Origin of the sequence: Paenibacillus paludis (assembly GCF_042610515.1) — a bacterium.
Taxonomy (GTDB): domain Bacteria; phylum Bacillota; class Bacilli; order Paenibacillales; family Paenibacillaceae; genus Paenibacillus_AQ.
Window position 1 is genome coordinate 152749 of sequence record NZ_JBGJZP010000012.1, and the last position, 14408, is coordinate 167156.

Annotated in this window: 18 protein-coding genes; all 18 read left to right on the forward strand. The window is 50.4% G+C overall.

The genetic code is table 11. From position 1 onward, the window contains the following. Nucleotides 1-115: 115 nt before the first annotated feature. The 18 genes from upp (at nucleotide 116) to spoIIID (ending at nucleotide 14336) form a co-directional block, all read left to right on the forward strand. Nucleotides 116-745, forward strand: coding sequence for a uracil phosphoribosyltransferase (gene upp / locus ACAN56_RS22250; protein ID WP_038597434.1), 630 nt, complete (start codon nucleotides 116-118; stop codon nucleotides 743-745). A gap of 66 nt (nucleotides 746-811) precedes the next feature. Next, a complete protein-coding gene (wecB, locus tag ACAN56_RS22255) occupies nucleotides 812-1972 on the forward strand; it encodes a non-hydrolyzing UDP-N-acetylglucosamine 2-epimerase (protein WP_038597431.1) in 1161 nt (386 codons plus the stop codon). Between the two features lie 179 nt (nucleotides 1973-2151). Further along, nucleotides 2152-2385: an AtpZ/AtpI family protein gene (locus ACAN56_RS22260; protein ID WP_052092354.1), complete on the forward strand. Its 234-nt coding sequence runs from the start codon at nucleotides 2152-2154 to the stop codon at nucleotides 2383-2385. Further along, a complete protein-coding gene (locus tag ACAN56_RS22265) occupies nucleotides 2378-2755 on the forward strand; it encodes an ATP synthase subunit I (protein WP_038597428.1) in 378 nt (125 codons plus the stop codon). Before ACAN56_RS22260 ends, ACAN56_RS22265 begins: the two co-directional genes overlap by 8 nt. Before the next feature lie 29 nt (nucleotides 2756-2784). Then, complete coding sequence (gene atpB / locus ACAN56_RS22270) at nucleotides 2785-3552, forward strand: F0F1 ATP synthase subunit A (protein WP_038597425.1); 768 nt, start codon at nucleotides 2785-2787, stop codon at nucleotides 3550-3552. A gap of 107 nt (nucleotides 3553-3659) precedes the next feature. Next, nucleotides 3660-3872 carry a F0F1 ATP synthase subunit C gene (gene atpE / locus ACAN56_RS22275; protein ID WP_036699216.1) on the forward strand — a complete coding sequence of 71 codons (213 nt, stop codon included), beginning with the start codon at nucleotides 3660-3662 and terminating at the stop codon, nucleotides 3870-3872. Between the two features lie 97 nt (nucleotides 3873-3969). Beyond that, nucleotides 3970-4458, forward strand: coding sequence for a F0F1 ATP synthase subunit B (gene atpF / locus ACAN56_RS22280; RefSeq protein ID WP_038597421.1), 489 nt, complete (start codon nucleotides 3970-3972; stop codon nucleotides 4456-4458). Then, the gene (locus ACAN56_RS22285) at nucleotides 4455-5006 is read left to right on the forward strand and encodes a F0F1 ATP synthase subunit delta (RefSeq protein ID WP_038597419.1); all 552 of its coding nucleotides are present in this window, start codon (nucleotides 4455-4457) and stop codon (nucleotides 5004-5006) included. Before atpF ends, ACAN56_RS22285 begins: the two co-directional genes overlap by 4 nt. A gap of 11 nt (nucleotides 5007-5017) precedes the next feature. Continuing rightward, entirely contained in the window at nucleotides 5018-6529 is a 1512-nt protein-coding gene (atpA, locus tag ACAN56_RS22290) for a F0F1 ATP synthase subunit alpha (RefSeq protein WP_038597416.1), read from the forward strand. Between the two features lie 153 nt (nucleotides 6530-6682). Beyond that, nucleotides 6683-7549 (forward strand): ATP synthase F1 subunit gamma, encoded by an 867-nt coding sequence (gene atpG, locus ACAN56_RS22295; protein WP_038597413.1) that lies wholly within the window; start codon nucleotides 6683-6685, stop codon nucleotides 7547-7549. 120 nt (nucleotides 7550-7669) lie between these two features. Next, the gene (atpD, locus tag ACAN56_RS22300) at nucleotides 7670-9067 is read left to right on the forward strand and encodes a F0F1 ATP synthase subunit beta (protein ID WP_038597411.1); all 1398 of its coding nucleotides are present in this window, start codon (nucleotides 7670-7672) and stop codon (nucleotides 9065-9067) included. Nucleotides 9068-9132: 65 nt separating this feature from the next. Next, nucleotides 9133-9549: a F0F1 ATP synthase subunit epsilon gene (locus tag ACAN56_RS22305; protein ID WP_038597409.1), complete on the forward strand. Its 417-nt coding sequence runs from the start codon at nucleotides 9133-9135 to the stop codon at nucleotides 9547-9549. Between the two features lie 194 nt (nucleotides 9550-9743). Continuing rightward, the gene (locus tag ACAN56_RS22310; protein WP_038597407.1) at nucleotides 9744-10001 is read left to right on the forward strand and encodes a DUF1146 family protein; all 258 of its coding nucleotides are present in this window, start codon (nucleotides 9744-9746) and stop codon (nucleotides 9999-10001) included. A gap of 196 nt (nucleotides 10002-10197) precedes the next feature. Further along, nucleotides 10198-11574 carry a UDP-N-acetylglucosamine 1-carboxyvinyltransferase gene (gene murA, locus ACAN56_RS22315; protein ID WP_038597404.1) on the forward strand — a complete coding sequence of 459 codons (1377 nt, stop codon included), beginning with the start codon at nucleotides 10198-10200 and terminating at the stop codon, nucleotides 11572-11574. A 182-nt stretch (nucleotides 11575-11756) separates the two neighbouring features. Further along, a complete protein-coding gene (locus tag ACAN56_RS22320) occupies nucleotides 11757-12275 on the forward strand; it encodes a SpoIID/LytB domain-containing protein (RefSeq protein ID WP_379145779.1) in 519 nt (172 codons plus the stop codon). Next, nucleotides 12200-13021, forward strand: coding sequence for a stage II sporulation protein D (spoIID, locus tag ACAN56_RS22325; protein WP_379145781.1), 822 nt, complete (start codon nucleotides 12200-12202; stop codon nucleotides 13019-13021). The genes ACAN56_RS22320 and spoIID overlap by 76 nt, the downstream gene beginning before the upstream one ends. A gap of 61 nt (nucleotides 13022-13082) precedes the next feature. After that, the gene (gene spoIIQ, locus ACAN56_RS22330; protein ID WP_038597399.1) at nucleotides 13083-13823 is read left to right on the forward strand and encodes a stage II sporulation protein SpoIIQ; all 741 of its coding nucleotides are present in this window, start codon (nucleotides 13083-13085) and stop codon (nucleotides 13821-13823) included. Between the two features lie 225 nt (nucleotides 13824-14048). Continuing rightward, entirely contained in the window at nucleotides 14049-14336 is a 288-nt protein-coding gene (spoIIID, locus tag ACAN56_RS22335; RefSeq protein ID WP_038597396.1) for a sporulation transcriptional regulator SpoIIID, read from the forward strand. The last annotated feature ends 72 nt before the right edge of the window (nucleotides 14337-14408 follow it).

Here is a 14408-nt window from a genome sequence, read left to right on the forward strand (position 1 = left end):
GTCATCGTAGGTGAAAAGAGCCTCCGGTGATGATATAATAGACAGGATTTAGCCATGGAAGAAGCAAAAGCGCTTTCTATGGCGAACAAGACTCACAATTACCGGAGGGACAGAAATGGGAAAATTGGTGATTTGCGATCATCCTTTGATTCAGCACAAACTAACATTTATTCGCGATGTGCGGACCAACACGAAAGAATTCAGAGAGCATGTCGATGAAGTTGCTACACTGATGGCTTACGAAATCACGCGGGATATTCCGCTGGAGACAATTACTGTGCAGACGCCGGTGGCCGAAACACAGGGCAAGGTTATCTCAGGAAGAATGCTGGGCTTGGTACCGATCCTGCGGGCCGGGCTGGGAATGCTTGAAGGCGTTCTGAAGCTGCTTCCGGCAGCTAAAGTAGGACATGTCGGCTTGTTCCGTGATCCGGAAACCCTTCAGCCTGTCGAATATTACATTAAGCTTCCTACGGATGTGCAGGAACGGGAATTGATCGTTATCGACCCGATGCTGGCAACAGGCGGCTCTGCAATTGCAGCAATCACTTCTTTGAAGAACCGCGGCTGTACCCAAATTAAGATGATGAATCTGATTGCCGCCCCTGAAGGTGTCGCCGCTGTACAAGCAGCCCATCCTGATGTGGATATCTATGTGGCAGCACTGGATGACCATCTGAATGAACACGGGTATATCATTCCGGGGCTTGGCGATGCCGGAGACCGGTTATATGGAACCAAATAATCTCTAGATAAGTAATATAGAATAAACGTAGAACAAGCATCTATTTTAGAAGAGAGGGTGGGGGTTATGTCCAAAATTAAAGTAATGACGATTTTCGGAGTGCGCCCCGAGGCGATCAAGATGGCGCCTCTGGTCCTGGAACTGAACAGGCATCCCGAGCACATCGAATCTGTTGTATGTGTGACCGCGCAGCACCGTGAGCTGCTGGATCAGGTGCTCGAGGTCTTTAAAATCACTCCTGACTACGATCTGGATGTGATGAAGGACCGCCAGACGTTGAATGAAATCACCATTCGGGTACTGGAAGGGCTTGAACCTGTACTGCGTGAGGCCAAACCTGATCTCGTGCTGGTGCATGGAGATACATTGACGACTTTCTTGGCCAGTTATGCCTCTTTCCTGCAGCAAATTCAAGTAGGACATGTTGAGGCGGGACTTCGGACCTGGAATAAATTGTCCCCGTATCCTGAGGAAATGAACCGCCAGCTTACGGGAGTCCTCGCGGATCTGCACTTTGCTCCGACAGATTTGTCGGCAGGAAATTTGAGACACGAGAACAAAAAAGAGTCAAGCATTTATATCACAGGCAATACAGTTACCGATGTGTTTCAATATACCGTACAGCCGGACTACCGGCATCCTGTACTGGATTTTGCTTCAGGAAAAAGACTAATTTTAATGACGGCGCACCGCAGAGAATCTCAAGGCGAACCGCACCGTCATATTTTCCGTGCTGTCAAAAGAATCGCTGATGAATTTGAAGATGTAGCCATTGTTTATCCTGTGCATCCGAGTCCGGCAGTCAAGGAACCGGCACATGAGATACTGGGCGGACACCCGAGAATTAAGCTGATTGATCCGCTGGATGTCGTTGATCTGCATAATTTTTATCCGCATACCCACCTGATTTTGACCGACTCCGGCGGCCTGCAGGAGGAAGCTCCCTCCTTTGGAGTTCCTGTGCTTGTGCTGCGTGATACAACCGAGCGCCCGGAAGGGATCGAAGCCGGAACATTGGAGCTTGTGGGAACGGACGAGGAGAAGGTGTATCAACGGACACATGCTCTTTTGACCGATCAGAATCTGTATCAGTCGATGAGCCGGGCCGCCAACCCGTATGGAGACGGCAAAGCCTCCGAGAGAATTGTCAATGCGATTTTGCACCATTTTGGAGCCGTTGAAGAGCGTCCTGAGGAATTTCACAGAATGTTCACAACTAATAATTGAAGGCACAACGACTAATATACTAAAGTGAATAAAAACAGCATACAGTGAAACTGTACGGTTTATATGGTTTTGGTAGGCTTTGCTGTGATTATTTTCATGTTTTCAAGCACTTTTGAGCAATTTTCAATGAATTGACAAAGAGTCTGGATATTCAGTAAAATTAGTTGGGATTGTAGCCTATGAAGGAACAAAAGGACGAAGCCGGACTGGGACGGACCGCTTTAGTCATCGGAAGTGCAGGCACTTTGCTTGCCGCTTACATTATTATAGGTTTTTTTGCGGCAAGATGGCTGCAGAACCAGATGGACGGCCCCAAATCCTGGCTGGCCATCGGTACAATCACCGGGATGCTTCTCGGGATCGTTAACGTCGTCCTGCTAATCAAAAAATTTCTGGGGGAGCAAAATGGATAATATGACTCCCATGATCAATTCCGTTACCAGGATTACTCTCGTTGTGATGTCCGGATTGTTAATGGGATGGGCACTTCATCATGAGACCCGTACCGTGACACTGGGAATGGCGCTTGGCTTGTTAGCGGGATTGGTCAACTTTCGTTATCTTGCCGCCAAAGTAAGGCGGGTAACAAAGTCGGCTGCAAACCACGAGGGGAAGGCATTCAGCCTTGGTTTTCTTACACGGATCTGTTTTGCGATTCTGGTCACCATGTTCTCGGTCAAGATCGAGCATTTCTCGCTGGAGGCAACCATTGCCGGCCTGTTCATTCCCCAGCTTCTCTCTATTCCTGTGGGGATATATTTAGGTATTAGGAATAAGTTGTAGCCAGATTAAAGAGAAAGGGGGATGATACTATGCATGAAATGCCATTAATCTATTTCGGCGGAATACCGATTGATTTATCCGCTGTTCTGATGCTTTTAATCAGTTCGCTGGTAGTGTTCATATTGGTAATGATGTCTGTCCGCAACCTGTCCGTTGAGAATCCGTCCAAACTTCAGAACTTTATGGAGTGGGTGGTGGAATTTGTACAGGGAGTCATCAGCAGTGCCATGGACCTGAAGAAAGGGAAACCTTACATTTCACTGGGATTGACGCTGATATTGTTTATCTTTGTCTCCAATCTCCTGGGTCTGCCGTTTTCCTTCATCACTGAAGCTGATAAACCGGTGTACATCTTCGGACATGTAATCGAAGCGACCAAAAACTTGGCGCATGGCGAGCATGCGGAGATCTTGTGGTATAAATCGCCGACTGCCGATATCAATGTCACCGCAGGGCTGGCGATCATCGTGTTTGTATTGATGAACTACCTCGGCGTTAAGCTGAATGGTAAACATTATTTCAAACACTACATTGAGCCGTTTCCAATTTTCTTGCCGCTGAACATTATTGAGAACTTGGCGAAGCCGGTGGCGCTTGCCATCCGTCTATTTGCCAACATTTTTGCCGGCGAGGTTTTGATCACGGTTATTCTGAAGCTGGGATTCCTCAGTATTCCATTCTTGGCAATCTGGCAAGGCTTCAGTATCTTTGTAGGAGCGCTTCAGGCATTTATCTTTACGATTCTGACGATGGTGTACATCGCGCAGATGACGATCCACGAGGAAGAAGCACATTAATGAACTGCCGTGAGGAAAGCGGCAGCCGCCGGAATACTCTTCGCGGGAGATTTTTATATCATTAAACAAATACTAAATGATTCAAAATTAAAGGAGGATATTTACAAATGGAATTTTTGGCAGCAGCAATCGCGGTTGGTTTGGGCGCACTCGGTGCAGGTCTTGGTAACGGTATGATCGTCAGCAAAACGGTAGAATCCATCGCTCGTCAACCGGAAGCACGTAACGCACTGCAGACAACAATGTTTATCGGTGTAGGTATCGTCGAAGTAATTCCGTTGGCCGCAACAGTTATTGCATTCCTGATCATGTTTACTTAATAAACCGTTCTTACGGTTTGGCGGGGAGGGCAAGTGCCATCCGCGCCTTACTTTTGTATATGTCCGCACACCGCGGTAACGGAAAGGAGTGACCACAGTGACTATAGTTTGGACGAATATAGTTTTTTCAATTGCCGCATTTGTAATTCTCTACTTCCTGCTCAGCAAATTTGCATTCAGCAAATTATTCGCAGTTATGGAGAAACGCCGTGAACTGGTGATGCAGCAGATGGATGAAGCAGCTAAGACCAGAGAGCAGGCGGTCGCTTATGTAGAAGAACAGAAGCAGGCTCTGCAGCAGGCGCGTCAAGAGGCACAACAGATCATTCAACAATCCCAGGCAACAAGCAGCAATCAGGCAGACCGGCTTATGGATCAAGCTAAAGCTGAGGCTGCACGTCTTAAGGACGAGGCTGTCCGCGATATTTCCAACGAAAAGAACAAGGCTGTGGAAGCCCTGCGCAGCGAGCTTGGAACGGCTTCGGTCCGCATTGCTTCCAAGCTGCTTGAAAAAGAAGTCAAGGCTGACGGCGAGCAGGAACAGCTTGTCGATCAATACCTCAAAGAGGTAGGAGGCCGCTCATGAGCCGCGATACGGTAGTTGCTGGGCGCTACGCCAGAGCATTGTACGGTGCAGCGGTGGAGAAAGGCATTACGCTTGAAGTGGAAGAACAGCTGAAGACAGTAGTCGAGGTACTGCATCTCGATCAAGAGGTGAAACGGTTCATTCATGCACCGCGCATCTCCAAGTCCGACAAGCTGAAGGTGCTTCGCACAGCATTTCAGGATAAGCTCTCTCCAACGGTGATGAACATGGTGGAATTGCTGGTTGAGCGGGGCAGAACCGATATTTTTGCTGAGCTGCTGGAAACATACATCAAAATTGAAGGAGACGCCCTCGGTATCGGCGATGCTACTGTGTACTCTGCTTATGCGCTTAGTCAAGAAGAGCAGGATACTGTGGCCGCAGAATTCAGCGAGCTTACTAAACGCAAGATTCGTGTTACGAATCTCGTGGATAAGAGCCTGCTGGGCGGACTTAAGGTCGTAATCGGCGATACGCTGTATGACGGCAGTTTGTCCGGCAAACTGGAGCGTCTCGAGAAATCTTTTAACGATAAGCATAGAAGATAGGGGTGAGGATATTGGGCATCAGACCTGAAGAGATCAGCACTTTGATCAAAAGTCAAATTGAGCAATATAAAGCCGATATCGAAGTGGCCGAAATTGGCACCGTCATTCAAGTCGGAGACGGTATCGCCCGTGTCTACGGTCTGGAAAACGCAATGGCAGGCGAGTTGCTGGAGTTCTCCAACGGAGTAGTGGGCATGGCGCTCAATCTGGAAGAAAGCAACGTCGGTGTTGTTATTCTGGGTGAGTATACGGCGATTCGTGAAGGCGATCAAGTTAAACGTACGGGACAAATTATGCAGGTACCGGTGGGCGAAGCCCTGCTGGGACGTGTAGTGAATGCCCTCGGCCAGCCGCTGGACGGCAAAGGTCCGATTGATACGACAGAATTCCGTCCGGTAGAGAACAATGCACCGGGTGTTATCGACCGTAAATCGGTTCATGAGCCGATGCAGACCGGTCTTAAAGCGATTGACGCGATGGTGCCGATTGGCCGCGGACAACGCGAGCTCATCATTGGTGACCGTCAAACCGGTAAAACAGCTATCGCAATTGATGCGATCATCAACCAAAAGGGCAACGGCATGAAATGTATCTATGTTGCCATTGGTCAAAAACAATCCACAGTGGCGCAGGTTGTAGAAACACTCCGCCGCCATGGTGCTTTGGAGTATACAATTATTGTAACCGCGTCGGCCTCCGAGCCGTCCCCACTGCTTTATATCGCTCCATACTCAGGTTGTGCAATGGGCGAGTACTTCATGTACAAAGGCGAGCATGTCCTTGTCATTTATGATGACCTTTCGAAGCAAGCCTCCGCTTACCGCGAATTGTCCCTGCTGCTCCGTCGTCCACCAGGCCGCGAAGCATTCCCGGGTGACGTTTTCTATCTGCACTCTCGTCTTTTGGAACGTGCGGCTAAGCTCAGCGATGAGCTGGGTGGTGGTTCATTAACCGCACTGCCTTTCATTGAAACCCAAGCCTCTGACGTTTCGGCCTACATTCCTACGAATGTAATTTCGATTACAGACGGCCAAATCTTCCTTGAATCCGACCTGTTCAACTCCGGTCAGCGTCCGGCGATCAACGTCGGTATCTCTGTATCCCGTGTAGGGGGATCAGCGCAGATCAAAGCTATGAAGAAGGTTGCCGGCTCACTCCGTCTGGATCTGGCCCAATACCGCGAACTCCAGGCATTTTCCCAGTTTGGTTCCGATCTCGATAAGTCTACGCAAGCCCGTCTGAACCGCGGTGCCCGTATGATGGAGGTTCTGAAACAGGGCGTAAACCAGCCGTTGTCTGTTGAGCATCAGGTGCTCAGCTTGTATACCGCTGTTAAAGGCCACCTGGATGATATTCCTGTCAAAGACGTAAAACGCTTCGAGAAGGAATTCCTGGCGTTCATCGACAGCAGCGCTGCCGGCATTATCAAATCCATCACTGATACAAAGGATTTGACGGCAGACAACGAGACAGCACTGAAAGAAGCGATCGAGAAGTTCAAAAGAGGCTTCGCGACCAGCTAATCGCAAATAACTGTCTACCCATGCTTTGAAACGGGCTTTGGCTCTGCCGAAGCTCTGATATATGCTTACGAAGTTAGCTTTGACTTCTTCAAAGCTCAGTTTATGCTTACGAGGTCAGCTTTGACTTCGTCAAAGCTTTAAGGTGGTGAAATCATGGCAAGAAGTATGCGTGATATTAAACGTCAAATCAAGAGCGTTCAAAACACCAGACAGATCACTAAAGCAATGGAGATGGTAGCCGCCTCCAAGCTGCGCAAAGCGCAGGAGAAAGCGGAAGCTGCCCGTCCGTACTCACAGAAGCTGAAAGAGGTCGTATCGAGTATTGCTGCCGGTACACAGGACTTGCAGCATCCGATGCTGGTCAGCCGTCCCGTGAAGAAGACCGCCTATATTATTGTTACTTCCGATAGAGGTCTAGCGGGTGGATACAATGCCAATATCCTGCGTAAAGTAACGATGCTTCTGGCAGAGCGGCATAGTTCCAAGGACGAATATGCGCTCTTCGTCATCGGCCGTAAGGGCCGTGATTTCTTGCGGCGCCGTGAATACCCGATTGTAGAGGAAGTTACCGAGCTGTCCGATACACCGAAATTCTCTGATATTAAGTCGATCGCTTACTCGGCGGTTCAGCAGTTTGAGACAGGTGTATATGATGAGCTTTATATCTGCTATAACCGGTTTGTGAATGCCATCAGCCAAGTGCCAACCGTTGACCGTCTGCTCCCAATGGATGCAGTGGGTGAGGAGCACACAGGCGCAAGTGCAGCCTATGAATACGAACCATCACCGGAAGGCGTACTGCAAGTACTGCTTCCGAAATATGCCGAAACTTTGATTTATAGCGCAATTCTGGACGGCAAAGCCAGTGAGCTGGGTGCGAAGATGACAGCGATGGGCAGTGCCACTAAGAACGCGTCGAAAATGATCGGAGACCTTAGACTTACGTACAACCGTGCCCGTCAGGCGGCGATTACGCAGGAAATTACTGAGATCGTTGCCGGAGCAAATGCGCAGTCTTGATCTACAAGAAACGGGTGCCGTAGAGCGATACAACGTACCGCTCGCTTCAGGGGCATAGACTCCTGAAGACAGCACTGCCGTTTCTTCTCAATGTAACAGCTTTCGAGGAGGGAAATGAAGATGAACAAAGGACGCGTTGTAAGCATTATGGGTCCGGTTGTTGATATTGAATTCGAACGCGGCCAGTTGCCCGAGATTTTCAACGCTATCAAGATTGAAACCAGCTTGGAGAACGGCCGCATTATTGATCTGACGCTTGAAGTTTCCAATCACCTGGGTGACAATCTGGTCCGTTGTATCGCCATGTCGTCCACGGATGGTCTGGTTCGCGGATTGGACGCGATTGACCAGGGTGGACCGATTTCGGTTCCCGTTGGCGCAGCTACACTCGGCCGGGTATTTAATGTACTTGGCAACCCTATTGATAACGGTGCTGAGGTTGTCGCAGAGAAGAATCCGATTCACCGTCTTGCCCCGACTTATGATGAATTGTCGACCCAAGCGGAAATTCTGGAAACCGGGATCAAGGTTATCGACCTGCTGGCCCCATACGCCAAAGGCGGTAAAATCGGCCTCTTCGGCGGTGCCGGTGTAGGTAAAACGGTAACTATCCAGGAACTGATCAACAACATCGCTCAAGAGCACGGCGGTATTTCCGTATTCGCCGGTGTTGGTGAACGGACCCGTGAAGGTAATGACCTTTATCATGAAATGACCGACTCTGGCGTTATCAAGAAGACGGCCATGGTGTTTGGACAAATGAATGAGCCGCCGGGTGCACGTCTTCGTGTAGCCTTGACCGGTCTGACCATGGCGGAGTATTTCCGTGATGTGGAAGGCCGCGATACGCTGCTCTTTATCGATAATATATTCCGCTTTACCCAAGCAGGTTCCGAAGTATCGGCCCTGCTCGGCCGTATGCCTTCAGCGGTAGGTTACCAGCCAACGCTGGCAACAGAAATGGGCCAATTGCAGGAGCGCATCACTTCCACCAAAAAAGGCTCCGTTACCTCCATTCAAGCGATCTACGTACCGGCGGACGATTACACTGACCCGGCTCCGGCAACGGCATTTGCCCACTTGGATGCAACGACCAACCTGGAGCGTAAAATCTCCGAGAAGGGGATTTTCCCTGCGGTGGATCCACTAGCTTCCAGTTCGCGTATGCTGGCTCCCGAAATTGTCGGCGAAGAGCATTACAACGTCGCACAAGGCGTTAAGCAATTGCTGCAGCGCTACACCGAGCTTCAGGACATCATTGCCATTCTGGGGATGGATGAGCTGAGTGAAGAAGACAAGGTTATTGTAGCCCGTGCCCGTAAAGTTGAACGTTTCCTGTCCCAGCCTTTCCATGTGGCAGAGCAGTTTACCGGCTTTAAAGGCAAATATGTGCCGATCAAAGAAACAGTTCGCAGTTTCAAAGAGATTCTGGAAGGCAAGCACGATGATCTTCCGGAAGCAGCTTTCCTGTTTGTAGGTACGATTGAAGAAGCGGTCGAAAAAGCGAAATCCATGTAATTCTGAGCTTTAGATCATGCTTTCGATGCGAGCTTTACTGGGTAAAGCTTTGAGGAGGAATGGAAGTGAATACCTTTTTGTTGGAAATTGTCACGCCGGAGCGTCTTGTCTACTCCAAGCAGGTTAATAGCCTGACAGTACGGGGAGTCAATGGCGAGCTGGGCATTTTGCCGGGACACATTCCGCTTGTGACTCCACTTCAGGTTGCTCCGCTCACTGTAAAATCGGACGGTGTTTCCGTCACTATCGCCGTTCATGGCGGGTTCGTAGAAGTGCATAAAGACAAGGTGACAGTTCTGGCTGAAAGTGCCGAGCTGCCTAAGGATATCGATGTTGAACGCGCCGAAGCGGCTAAAGAACGGGCACAACGCCGTCTTCAGACCCGCAGCAAACAGGATGAGATTGATCACCGCCGTGCGGAGCTGGCGCTGCAACGCGCCGTTACACGGATTAAAGTGTCCACCGGAAAAGGACAGCAGTAGCACGAAATGCAGTCAAGCCTAGCTTGGCTGCATTTTTTTTGGAATAAAAAACCTGTAAAAAATGAACATATTGTCATGAACCTGGGGCTTAATGGGCGAAATGTTTAAAAATTCGTAAAAGTACTGGATTCTTTTCATCTGCGCAAGTATGATATAAGAGTCGATTTCCAAGTAACATTCACACGGGAGGTAACATGGAACAAATGATCTACGATGATTTATCCAGCGCGATCGGTACCAGCGGTTTGGTTTCAATGATCGTTTCTTTGCTCTGTGTCGTATTATCTTGGTGGGCACTTCAGAACCTTAAGCTCGATTTGGTCATAAGATATCCCAAGAGCCCTCAAGGAAGACTGCTCCATCTGTTACTGGCTATCGTCCTCGGTCATTTCGTGGCGGGGTTTCTGCTGGATTACCTGGGCTGGAGCGGGCTGCTCCGCAATGTGTTTTAATGCAAGTGAGTTTGGTTATATCTGTATAGGTCTATGGATGCGAAAAAGGTGTCGAATAATAAGGTTTTATTATGTCAACACTGAAGTTTAAGGAACGTGCCCGCACATCGGGCGCACAGACGGAATATCCGATATTTAACAAATGAATCTTAAATTCAAAATTATTTCAGAAATATGGACGCGGAGGGAAACCGAAATGAGCAAATTTATCGTCCGCGGTGGCAACAGATTGACCGGGAGCGTGAAAGTAAGCGGCGCAAAAAATTCCGTACTACCGATCATAGCCGCCTCTCTATTGGCAGAAGAAGGAGTTAGCGTCATTGTGGACGCACCTCCGCTAGACGATGTAATGACCATCAGCAAAGTGCTGGAATCTCTGGGTGCAGGTGTTACATACCAGAACGATATCATCGAGGTTGATGCTAGAAACATCACTTCCTGTGAAGCACCTTATGAATGGGTGCGGAAAATGCGGGCTTCTTTTTTGGTGATGGGCCCTTTATTGTCCCGTATGGGTCATACACGCATTTCTCTGCCCGGCGGCTGTGCCATCGGTACAAGGCCGATTGACCAGCATTTGAAGGGATTTGAAGCGCTTGGTGCCGAGATTAGCTTGGGCCAAGGCTACATTGAAGCGAAATCAAACGGTCGACTGCGTGGAGCCAAGGTGTATCTGGATGTGGCCAGCGTGGGTGCGACTGAAAATATAATGATGGCCGCAGCACTCGCTGAAGGCGTAACTGTGATTGAGAATGCCGCGAAAGAGCCGGAAATTGTCGATTTGGCCAACTATCTGAACGGAATGGGCGGCATTGTACGTGGAGCTGGGACCGGCGTCATTCGTATTGAGGGCGTAGAACGGCTTCACGGCGTAAAACATCATGTGATTCCTGACCGGATTGAAGCAGGTACCTACATGGCAGCTGCAGCGATCACAGGCGGGGATGTATACGTTGAAGGCGCGATTGCCGATCATCTCGGACCTGTTATTGCCAAGATGGAGGAAATGGGCGTTACGATCATTCCTGATGAGAATGGCGTGCGCGTCATCAGCGACAAGCCACTGAAGGCTGTTGATCTGAAGACTTTGCCGTATCCGGGTTTCCCTACCGATATGCAGTCGCAAATGATGGCGCTGCTGCTTCGCTCCGTAGGTACAAGTGTCGTAACGGAGACCGTTTTCGAGAACCGGTTTATGCATGTGGATGAGTTCCACAACATGAACGCCGAGATCAAGATTGAGGGCCGTTCGGCGATTGTGACCGGCAATGCTCAGCTTGTCGGCGCTAAAGTGTGCGCTACGGACCTGCGTGCAGGCGCTGCGCTTATTTTGGCGGGACTTGTTGCCGAAGGGACTACGGAAGTGAGCGGTACGCATCACATTGACCGCGGGTATGTGAATCTGGCCGAGAAGCTGTCGGGACTTGGTGCAGACATTTGGCGGATTTCCATGGAAGAGCCGGCTGTAGCGGCATCTAAAGAAGAAATTGCCAAACCGGAAGCTACCAAAAGCGAATCATACAAAAGCGATGAGCTGAAGCCGCGCTTTCAGATTCAGCCAACCTGGGTATAATCGTAAATAATATAAATGAAATAGGCTGCTCCGCATTTGCGGTGCGGTCTTTTTTATGCCGATTGAGAATTTTGCTAACTTCACGGCAATTTGATTCTCTCACTCTCAGAATAGCGTTCTAGCAGTTGTGGAAAACTCATATCTATAAGAATCACCGGTGACTTACGGAAGGAGCCATAGAGATGAAAGATTTCCACTACCTGCGGCGCAAATTCAAACGCCGTTACGCACGCACCCGGCGCGGAGCGCCCCGTATCCAGCGGCTGGCCCCGGCCGCCTGGCTCGCAGCGCCGCTGCTGGCGGCGCTGCTGCTGCCGCTGGCGATTGTCCCGCTGCGCGGAGGCGGGCATCCGCATCCGGTGCCCAAGGCCGTGCCACAGGCTACGGAACGGCCTGTGGCGCCTGAGGCGGCTGCGGGGGAGGCCCCGCAGCCGGAAGTGCATGTCTATTTGTCGCAGAGCGGACAAATAGAGACCCTGCCGCTGGAGGAGTACGTCAGCGGCGTGCTGGCGGCCGAGATGCCGGCGGACTTTGAGCTCGAAGCGCTCAAAGCGCAGGCCGTGGCCGCCCGCACGTTCATTATGCGCCGCCTAGTGGCCGGCGACAGCAGTGGCGTGNGGCCGAGATGCCGGCGGACTTTGAGCTCGAAGCGCTCAAAGCGCAGGCCGTGGCCGCCCGCACGTTCATTATGCGCCGCCTAGTGGCCGGCGACAGCAGTGGCGTGCCCGTTCCGGGCGCGGATGTGACCGATACGGTAAGCCATCAGGCTTACGTCTCGCAGGCGGCGCTGGAACGGGATTGGGTGCGCGGCGGCAAAAGCGCCGGGTTGGCCAAACTCCGCCGCGCGGTCCGCGAAACGCGCGGCGTCATTATGACCTATAAGGGGCAGCCGATCACCGCCTCCTTTTTCGCCTCCAGTGGAGGCTATACGGAAAATTCGGAAGACTACTGGAATGCCGCCGTGCCTTATTTGCGCAGTGTAGCCAGCCCCTGGGAGCAGGAGATTACACCGAATCTCGCGGTAACCTATACCTTTAGTATTTCAGAGCTGATAGGCAAGCTGGGGTTAAGCGGCAAGGCTTTACCTGCTTCCAAGGATCTTACAGCTTCCGGAGGGGCGAAGCCGGTCTCCTCTTCTTCTGCACAGATGCCTGTGAAAGTACTGTCTCTGACTGCGGGACACCGGGTCAAGGAGATATCGATTGGAGGAACCGTATTTACCGGACGGGAGGTGCGCGAGAAGCTGGGGCTGCGCTCCAGCCAGTTTACCTGGAAGCGAAAGGGCAGCGAGTATATAATCACAACTTACGGGAATGGACACGGAGTCGGCATGAGCCAGTGGGGGGCAAACGGCATGGCCAAGGAAGGCAGCACAGCGACACAAATTCTCAAACACTATTACAGCGGTATCTCTTTTGTTCAAGTCTCAACTCTTCTGAAAAAATAACTTGAAAGATACGTATAAAAGCGAAGCGCCCGGTAACACTGGTTACTGAGGTGATAAACATATGAATGAACAAGAAAAAAACAAATCAACCCATGATGAATCTCTCAAAAACAAGCAGGGAGATTCAGGCGCTAAGCCTTCTTCATGGAACAGGCTGTTCTCCAAACGGTGGGTATTCCCGGCAGTCTACACGGCGGCAGCGGCTATTATACTAACCTTGGTGTGGGTCTATCAGGATGCCGGCCAGAAGCCGCTGAACTCCGACACCAACGCAGTCGTTTCACAGGATGCCGCTAAACCCAGCAAAGAAGCCGGTGCAGCAAACGACCCTGAGGCTTTGGAAGTTGTCGCTTCGGCAGAAACTCTGACCTGGCCTGTAGCCAGTCCCGGAGAAGTGGAAGTGGTAAAACCGTTCTATGATGAGAATGGGACGGAAGAGAACCATGTAGCGGCTATGGTGCAGTACAATGACACCTTCGTGCCGAATGTCGGAATCGACATCGCACGTGAGGACAACAAGACGTTTGATGTCAAGGCAGCGCTTAGCGGTGAAGTAACACGGGTTGAAGATGTTGCAGTGTTCGGCAAGGTTGTAGAGATTACCCATCCGAACAATCTGAAGACGGTATATCAGAGCCTCGGCGACACCAAAGTGAAGCAAGGCGATGAAGTGAAGCAAGGCGACACGCTGGCAACGGCCGGACGCAGTGAAATTGAGAAAAATCTTGGCAATCATGTGCACTTTGAAGTGTACGAGGATGGCAAGGTAGTCAATCCTTCGGATCTGCTGCCACAGCGTTAAGCATAACTTTTAGACAGGAGGCGAATGCCTCCTGTTTTTTTGTTGCTGTGTTCTGCGGAGCATAGCAGGACAGAAGTAAGCTGTTTTCCGCCGAAATGGGCCCTTCTTACGGTTGTCCAGGAAATAAAATGAGCCTTCCAGGGCTTGTCATCCCCTGAAAGCGCGAATATATAGGCCCGCCCCTCATATAATGTACCAAACTATCCACAGTTGGGAGGCGGGAGCGTGCACGATTACATCAAAGAACGTACGATCAAAATCGGACGCTGCATCGTGGAAACCAGGCATACAGTCCGGACCATTGCCAAGGAATTTGGCGTTTCAAAGAGCACGGTGCATAAAGACTTAACCGAGCGTTTGCCGGAGATCAACCCTGATTTAGCCGATCAGGTGAAGCACATTCTCGAATATCACAAATCAATCCGTCATTTGCGGGGGGGAGAAGCCACAAAAATTAAATATAAGAAAACGACCGGTAAAAAACGTGAGGTTGCCGTAGCCGCAAAGCCATGATATTTTCGGAATTTTAAGCAATAATTCAGGTTTATTACATTGTGTATATCCCCTAAAGTATGGTATTTTTAA